The sequence below is a fragment of the Mangrovactinospora gilvigrisea genome, assembly GCF_001879105.1.
GTDB lineage: Bacteria > Actinomycetota > Actinomycetes > Streptomycetales > Streptomycetaceae > Mangrovactinospora > Mangrovactinospora gilvigrisea.
The window spans coordinates 24,091-31,883 of the sequence record NZ_MLCF01000054.1; the positions used below are offsets into that span (position 1 = coordinate 24,091).

7 protein-coding genes and 1 pseudogene are annotated in these 7,793 nt (G+C 72.3%); 7 read left to right on the forward strand and 1 reads right to left on the reverse strand.

What is annotated here, in order from left to right; all coding sequences use genetic code 11:
- Nucleotides 1–95 precede the first annotated feature (95 nt).
- From BIV57_RS11555 to BIV57_RS11585, 7 genes and pseudogenes are all read left to right on the forward strand, one after another.
- Nucleotides 96–1,352: a hypothetical protein gene (locus BIV57_RS11555; protein ID WP_139275607.1), complete on the forward strand. Its 1,257-nt coding sequence runs from the start codon at nucleotides 96–98 to the stop codon at nucleotides 1,350–1,352.
- A gap of 2 nt (nucleotides 1,353–1,354) precedes the next feature.
- The gene (locus tag BIV57_RS11560; RefSeq protein ID WP_071656656.1) at nucleotides 1,355–2,047 is read left to right on the forward strand and encodes an ATP-binding protein; all 693 of its coding nucleotides are present in this window, start codon (nucleotides 1,355–1,357) and stop codon (nucleotides 2,045–2,047) included.
- A gap of 103 nt (nucleotides 2,048–2,150) precedes the next feature.
- Nucleotides 2,151–2,654 (forward strand): WhiB family transcriptional regulator, encoded by a 504-nt coding sequence (locus BIV57_RS11565; protein WP_071656657.1) that lies wholly within the window; start codon nucleotides 2,151–2,153, stop codon nucleotides 2,652–2,654.
- A pseudogene (locus BIV57_RS11570) lies at nucleotides 2,651–3,115 on the forward strand (DUF2637 domain-containing protein); the annotation flags it as partial. The gene BIV57_RS11565 and the pseudogene BIV57_RS11570, both read left to right, overlap by 4 nt.
- 1,278 nt (nucleotides 3,116–4,393) lie before the next feature.
- Nucleotides 4,394–4,621, forward strand: a complete 228-nt coding sequence (locus BIV57_RS11575) for a hypothetical protein (protein ID WP_071656658.1) — start codon at nucleotides 4,394–4,396, stop codon at nucleotides 4,619–4,621.
- 190 nt (nucleotides 4,622–4,811) lie between these two features.
- Complete coding sequence (locus tag BIV57_RS25125) at nucleotides 4,812–5,150, forward strand: plasmid mobilization protein (RefSeq protein WP_175548731.1); 339 nt, start codon at nucleotides 4,812–4,814, stop codon at nucleotides 5,148–5,150.
- Entirely contained in the window at nucleotides 5,140–6,843 is a 1,704-nt protein-coding gene (locus BIV57_RS11585; protein WP_071656660.1) for a relaxase/mobilization nuclease domain-containing protein, read from the forward strand. The genes BIV57_RS25125 and BIV57_RS11585 overlap by 11 nt, the downstream gene beginning before the upstream one ends.
- Before the next feature lie 648 nt (nucleotides 6,844–7,491).
- Here the strand turns inward: BIV57_RS11585 and BIV57_RS11590 are convergent.
- A partial coding sequence (locus BIV57_RS11590) for a DUF4913 domain-containing protein (RefSeq protein ID WP_139275609.1) occupies nucleotides 7,492–7,793 on the reverse strand: 302 nt, incomplete at its 5' end.

Consider the following 7,793-nt stretch of genomic DNA (forward strand, 5'->3'; position numbering starts at 1 on the left):
CACTTTCCCCACCGGCATATGCCAACTCGGTCTGCGTGCCCGGAGTGCAGCCGACGTGCTGCACACCTGCCCCGCGTTGAAGCGGGGGTGTGAGCATGGCCCGGATCCGCTGCCAGAAGCCGGAGATGTGCCACTGCGTGAAGCTCGCGACGGTCTCCATCTACGCCGAGCGCACCTACCTGCACCTGATCCCGCAGTGCGACGACCAGGGCCGCCACCTTGACCACGCGGCCATCATCGCCGGCATCCTGTGGGCGCTGCGCCCCGAGCACACCGCCATCGACGTCGAGTCCGACCTGCAGCAGCTGGCCGCAGCCGGGCTGATCTGCCGCTACACCGGCTGCGACGGCACCGCCTACCTGCACGTCATCGACTGGCACCGCCAGCAGAAGATCAACCGCCCGAGCCCGTCGCGGATCCCGCCCTGCCCGCTCCACGACACCGACCCGCGCTGCTCCGAATGCGGTCCGATCTGCCGCGCCACGCGCCCGACTGACCCGCCCCACCCCGATCCCGCCCCGCCGCAGGGCGATCCCGCGCTGAGCCGTCACGCGCCCCCGGCGCCGCCCGTTTCGACGCACCGTCAGGTCGGCGTCGAGCGGCAGCCGAAGGATGCCGAGCCTGCCGACGCGGTTCGGGTCGAGGAGGACGACTCTTTCGCCCAGCGGCCCGGTCGCGTGCAGCTTCGGGCGGAACGCCAGGGCCCGCCGATCACCGATCCCGGCCCGTGGGACCCGGAATTGTGGGAAGCGGACCTTGTGGAGCCCGACCCCGGCGATGATCCCGATGATTGCGACGGGCCCGCTCCCGACGACGACGCCGACGACCCCGCCCCGGTCCCGCCGCAGGCCATCGCTGGCGAGGGGGCGCCCGAGGGCACGCTGAGCAGCACGGACGAGGAATTCCGTGAGGGCTCCGTGAGCCTTCATGGAGGGCTCAGTGAGGGCTCAGTGCCCGGACCTAGGATCGTGGATCAGGGACCCCACGCTCCTTCGGAGCGTGACCCGCGCGGGCGGGTGCGTGGGGGCGCGCACCCGCGCGGGGGCGTGCGCGCGAGGAGCGCCCCGCTGCTGCGCGAACACCTCGATCAACTCCGGGCCGCACCCCCGGACCGCATCCGGGCCCAACTCCAGCGGGCCGTCGACCAGCTGGTGGCCGAGCAGATCCCCGAGGAGTTCATCCGGGCCGGACTGCAGCGCATGCGCACCAAGCAGCTGGGCGCCAGGCTGCTGCCGGATCTGGTCGCCGAGGCCATGAACCCGATCCCGGCCGCACCACCCGGGCCGCCGTCCGGCCGCCACCGCGCGTGGAGCAACCCGGAGGACATCGACGCCTACCGGCAGGGGTGGTAGCCATGGCAGTCCTGCGCCCCCGAGGCGACCTCGCCGGAAGGCTGCGCTCCATCCTGACCTCGCGCGGACTGGATCCGGACCGGCCGACCTGCCCGACCCGCGGGGCCGATGTGGATGCGGTGATCGCGCTGGAGGCGGCCGCCGCCCGGATCCCGGCGTTGTTCGCCGAGGCGGTCACCGACCATCCGCAGGTCCTGGCCTGGGTCCGCGAGACCGTGCAGGCCGCCCGCAGCCGCGCGGATGCCAGCCGCGGACCGATCGTCGGCCCGGGACCGAGCCTGCTGCTGGCCGGGCCGACCGGGACCGGCAAGACCCACAGCGCCTACGCCGCCATCCGCGCCGTCCTGGGCGCCGGGGTGCGGTGCGAGTTCGTGGCCACCACCGACCCGGACCTGCAGGCTGCGCTGCGGCCCGCACCGGGCCGCGATCCGGAGGCGGTGATGCGGCGGATGTGCCGCTGCAGCCTGCTGCTCCTGGACGACCTGGGGGTCGGCAAGTCCAGCGACTGGACCGAGGCGGTCATCCACCGGCTCGTCAACGCCCGCTACGAGCGGATGCTCCCGACGATCTACACCACCAACCTGCCCACGCCCCAGCTGCAGGAGGCGGTGGGCGAGCGGGTGACCTCCCGGCTCGCCCAGATCACCGAGCGGATCGTCCTGGACGGACCCGACCGCCGCCTCCCCACTGCCTGACGCACCGGCCGGCATCCGACGTCCGCCGCCCACCGCGACCCGGAAGGCCCCCATGGCCTGCCCCGATCCGCCCGGCGGCGATCACCAGAGAGCGAGCACGCTCATGCCCAACCCCGAACAACCCCTCCTGCCCTTCCAGGCCGCCGAGGCCGAGCACTGGCGCGAGCAGGCCCAGTGCCGCCACGCCGACCCCGGCCACTTCTTCCCCGACGACGAGGACGGCCCCGACGCCGACCCCGCCAAGCAGCTGTGCGGGATCTGCCCGGTGCGCCAGGTCTGCCTCGACGACGCCGTGCTGCACCGCGACTTCACCGGCATCCGCGCCGGCCTGTCCGGACGCGAGCGCCGCGACATCAACGTCGAGGCCCGCACCCGCTACGAGCCCGCCCGGGTGCTTGCGGCGATGCGGGGTCTGCGCGTCCACCTCAGCCTCACCGAGCGGCACACCCTCATCCGCCTCGCCGTCCTGCGCGGCTACCCCCGCACCTGGCTGGCCAACCGCCTCACCATGACCCCCGACGCCGCAGGCCGCCTGCTGAAGAAGGCGGCCGAGATCCAGGCCGCCGTCGCCGCCGTCTCCCGCACCACCTTGGACCGCGCCGCATGAAGACGCTCACCCCACCCGGAACCTCCCACGAACCCGGGCCGACGACCGGACGCGCGACCGGCTGGGACCGCGCCGCCATCACCCTGCTGGGCGCCGCCGGCTGCGCCCTGTCCTACGACGCGCTGCAGCAGATGGCCGTCGCCATCCACATCCGCCCACCCCTGACCTACGCCTTCCCCCTGGTCATCGACGGGTTCATCGCCTACGGCGTGCGCGCCCTGGTCGTCCTGCGCGCCGCCTCCTACGGCGCCCGGCTGTATGCCTGGATGCTGGTGGGCGGGGCGACCGCCGCCAGCATCTGGGCCAACGCCCTGCACGCTGTGCGCCTCAACGACGAGCACCCCGGCACCGGCGCCGGAGCGCACGGGCTGCGGCTGGGGGACATGACGGTGGGCCTGCTGTCCACCCTGGCCCCGCTCGCGCTGGCCGGCGCGGTCCACCTGTACATCCTCATCGCCCGCCACGGCGGACCATCGGACCGTCAACTCGCGGCGGTCGGCCGGCGGAGCGGCCCGGGCGGTCGGGTCGGTCAGCCGGTCGGCGGACAGCCGACCGCCCACCGCGAAACGGGTGACCGCGCAGCCCTCGGTGGCGGTCGACCGGGTGACCGACCGGACGGGTCGGCGGTCACCGCCGGACGCCTTGACCGGGTCGGCGGACAGCTGACCGGCCATCCTGGCCCGGGTGACCGCGAAGCCCTCGGCGGTGATCGACCGGCCGACCGACCAACTGGAGCGGCGGTCACCACCGGCGAGGCCGAACAGCCGGTCAGCGGACCGGTGACCGGTCGCCGCACGGCAACTGACCGCCCGGGTGCGGGCGGGAGTGACCGACCCGACCGGCCGACCGGCAAGGGCGGTCAGCCGGTCGGCGGACAACCGGCCGGTCACTCCGGTGCCGTTGACCGCGAAGTCCTTGGCAGCGTTCGCACGGGTGACCGCCCGGACACGTCGGCGGTCACCACCGGACCCCTCGACCGAGGTGACCGGCGGACATCCGACGGTCACCAAGACCCACTGGCCGGGCAGACGACCGGTCATCCCGCAGACGGCGACCGACCGTCCGCGCCCGGTCAGGAGCCTGACCGGGCCGACCGGCAGCCGCCCCGCCGTGCGGGGCTGGCACCGCGATCCCCGGAGACCGGTCAGTCGACGCCGCCGACCGGCAAGCCGGACCCGATCAGTGACGCGCCACTGTCCGGTCACCCGACCGAGACTGACCGGCGATCGGCACCCGGCGGTCACCCGACCGACCGCCCCACCGCCCAGCCTGACCGAGGCCGCCCGGCAGTGACCGACAACCGGTCAGCCACCGCGGACCACCAGCCCGGTCAGCCCCCGGACAGCCCGGCGGACGGCCGTGGCGGTCACCGCCCGCGCCCACATCCCGAGCCGATCGGCGACCTGCCGGTTACCGTGACCGGCCTGCTGTCCGCCCACGAACTGCTGCCGATCGCCCGCCGCGCGATCGCCGATGCCGGACGCTCCAGCCGCGCGGTGGTCGCCGAGGCCGTCCGCGGCCAGGGCCTGACGCTGTCCAACGACCGGCTGACCGAGTTGATGCGGCTGGTGCGCAACCAGGACGGAGGGGGCCCGCCGGACACCTTCCGCAACCTCTAGCCGCCCAGCCCCAACCCGCACCATCCACCGGACAGGTGGCCACCCCGCTGTGATGGGGCCGGCCGCCTGCTCCTCCTTCTTCTTCCTCGTACTCCCCGACCGTCAAGGAGCCGAACGCCGATGCCCCGGACACGCCCGTTCACCACCGACGAAGCAGCCGCATGGCTGGAGACCCTTCACCGCGCCCGCCTGCTGGATCGCGTCGAGCAGCGGGCCGACGGCAGCTGGCTGGTCCATGTCTTCGCCGACCAGCCCGCACGCCTGCTCGTCGGCGCCCGCGAGGTGGGCGCCTTCGTCACCACCGTTCTCCTGATGGCCGTCAACCGGGGGACCGATGTACGAGCCTGACATCCCATCCAACGGTCACCCCGAACCGTCTGACCAGGAACGACACCGAAGCGGAGCAAGTTATCCGGTCCGAAACTCCGAAGGAGTTTCGGCACCGGCTCCCGCCCCAGGGGTGGCGGGAGGCGCCGCGGCGCCAAGAGGTGAGCATCCAGCGCGTTCCCGCCTGCCGACGACCGAGCCCCGCAAGACCGTGCGCAGCGTCCGCTTCACCGCTGATGAATACGCCGACATCCGCCGCGCCGCTGCCGAGCGCCACCTGACGCCCGCCAGCTTCATCGCCAGCGCCGCACTGTCTGCAGCCCGCCCCGATGTGCCCGCCCACCGGCTCGATGTGCGCGACCGCCTCGATGAACTGCACGCCGTCCGCGTCCAGCTGTCCCGCGTCGGCACCAACCTCAACCAGATCGCCAAGATCCTCAACGCCGGCGCCCAACCCGCCCAAGCCGACCTCGACAACGTCCTGGCGGCCGTCCGGCACGCTGTTGCCCGCACGGATGAGGCCGCCGAGGACCTCCACCATGATCGCTAAGATCGCGCGTGGCAGCCGGGTCCGCGGCCTGCTGCACTACCTCTACGGCCCCGGACGCCACGACGAGCACCTCGACCCCCATCTCGTGGCCTCCTTCGACGGCCTCTGCCCGGACCCGGGACGCCAGCAGGACGCCACCCTTGCCCACCTGGCGACCGTCCTGGACGCACCCGTCAAGGACCGCACCGCCCGCACCGGCAAGCCCCTGGCCCGCCACGTCTGGCACTGCCCGGTCCGCGCCGCCCCCGAGGACCGGATCCTGACCGACGCGGACTGGGAGCAGATCGCCCGCCGCCTGGTCGCCGCGGCCGGCATCGCCCCCGACGGCGACGACGACGCCTGCCGCTGGATCGCCGTCCGGCACGCCGACGACCACATCCACATCGTGGCCACCACTGTCCGTCAAGACGGCCGCCGCCCCACCCTCCACCGCGACGCCCTCCGCATCCAAGCCGAATGCCGCCGCATCGAGATCGAGTACGGCCTGCGCCGCCTCAACCCCGGCGATGGCACCCACGCCAAACGCCCCACCAGTGCCGAGCAGCACAAGGCCCGCCGCACCGGACGGACCACCACCGCCCGCGAGCAGCTGCGCACCACCGCCCGCCAGTGCCTGGCTGCTGCCGACGGCGACACGGACTACCTCCAGCGCCTGCGCGCGGCGGGCGTGCGCGTCAAGCTGCGCCACGCCCCCTCCGGGGACCTGCTCGGCTACTCGCTGGCCTTGCCCGGAGACCGCAACCGCCACGGACAACCCGTCTGGTATCCCGGTAGTACGCTCGCCCCCGACCTCTCCCTTCCTAAAGTCCGCCATTGGCTAAGCGGCACCGGACCAGAGGGCCGGTCAACGGCACCCCGGCGCCCGTCCACCGCCCGCCACGCAGCCACGCGGGCGGCCGAGGCCGCATTGGGCCAACTCAGCCACCGCTCAACCAGCGACGCGGACGCCGCCGCTGCCCTGACCGCAACAGGAACCCTCCTCGACGCCCTTGCCTCCACCACCAACGACACCCAAATAGGCGATGCCGCACGAGCCTTTGAGCGCGCCACCCGCATTCCCGTTGCGCCCCGGCACGCCGGCGCCCGTGACCTCGCCCGCGCGGCGCGGGATCTGGCCCGCGCCGGAAGCGCCCTTGGCCGCGGCGATGACCAGGAGGCCACGGCCATGCTCCTGTCCACCCTGGTCCAGCTTGCCCTCGCCGTCGCTGCCTGGCACTTCACCCACCACCATCTCCAGCAGGCAGCCGCCGCCCAGGCCGCTACCGCGCACCTGCGCACTGCCTACGCAGGCGCAGCCAGGCGGCCGCTGGCGGCATGGCACGCTCAGGGCCGCGCCCTGTCCGACGCGGACCTCATGCACTTCACCTCAGCAATCCGCGCAGGCATCCCTGAGCGCGCCGAGCAGATCCTCGCCGAAGCCGCATGGCCGGCGCTCGCCGCCGTCCTGCGCGCGCGGGCCGCGGCAGGGGACGATCCCATTGCCGTGCTGCGGGAGGCCGCCGCCGACCGGGAACTTGAGTCGGCTGACACGGTCTCAGAAGTCCTCGTGTGGCGGATACAGCGCCTCACGCGCCAGCGACGACCCGATGAGGCGCAGCATGAGCGCAAGCGCAAGCGGTCTTCCAGCTCCGCGCCCCTGTCGGCTACAGTTCCCACCGATCCGAGCGGACGCTCCCGCCGGCCACACCGGTGATCGGTTGATGAGGTGCGACTGCACGGGAGCGGATTCTGTGCCGCTACAGCCCACCCTTCTGGAGTCAACTATGAGCGACGAATCGGCGGTTGGGCGAGGAGCTGAAATTGGGAGTGCATCTGCCGCCGGCACCACCTACACGTCGCTCTGTCCAGGGGAGTTGGCAGTATTGGGTGGAGTAGTTTCGTGTGAGGCTTGTGGTGCGGGATCCGACTGGCTTGTTCTCCGCTACAAGGAGTGGATCTACGTCCGGTGCCGGTGCGGGCGGCAATGGTACGAGCCTTCACTGTCCCCGTGGGACGTGATGACGCAGTGCTCCTCATCCGGCGGATCCTGGGGAAGCCTGGACCGGACAGCAGCCGCCCTGGGCTTTGACGGCACCTTCGCTGGAGTGAACCTTTCGATCGACGCGGCTCATCGAAGTTCGTCGTTGGGAGATCAGGTCTAATCGCGCGTCGGTGATCTTCCAGTCTCTCTAGTAGTCCAGTTCCACTGGTGCATGTGTTGGCTGTTCTCCTGGCCCGCGGGCCTCAGAGCGAGGATCGACGGCAGTGGCGTAGCTGGATGCACCTGATCGGCCGGCAGGGGTCGAACGCACCTGGCTGAGAGGCCCCTTCGGGTAGTCACAGATCTGATGTTGTCGAGGCGCTACACGTGGTCTATGGAATCCGTCGGTGTCGGAGTCGAGAGCAGCCGATGGGTTGGTCGGTCGATGTTGGTGGTGCAGGCGGCGAATGGACCATCGGCGCTGCGGAGTTGCACAAGCGCAGGGTCGAGGTGGTCGCGATGGAACATGGACGGCCCGGCGAGCCCCGCGGCGGGGGCGGTGTATTGCTGCCAGGCCAGCCAGAGGGCGTGGAGGCGGGCGACGGCCTCGGGGTGCTGGTGCCATTCGGGGCACCAAGGGCGGGTGGTGGTGATTTCGCGGCCGTAGACGGGGAGCAGGAGTC

Coding starts and splice junctions, on each gene's coding strand:
- BIV57_RS11555 (WP_139275607.1), top strand. CDS start 96: ATGGCCCGGATCCGCTGCCAGAAGCCGGAGATGTGCCACTGCGTGAAG.
- BIV57_RS11560 (WP_071656656.1), top strand. CDS start 1,355: ATGGCAGTCCTGCGCCCCCGAGGCGACCTCGCCGGAAGGCTGCGCTCC.
- BIV57_RS11565 (WP_071656657.1), top strand. CDS start 2,151: ATGCCCAACCCCGAACAACCCCTCCTGCCCTTCCAGGCCGCCGAGGCC.
- BIV57_RS11575 (WP_071656658.1), top strand. CDS start 4,394: ATGCCCCGGACACGCCCGTTCACCACCGACGAAGCAGCCGCATGGCTG.
- BIV57_RS11585 (WP_071656660.1), top strand. CDS start 5,140: ATGATCGCTAAGATCGCGCGTGGCAGCCGGGTCCGCGGCCTGCTGCAC.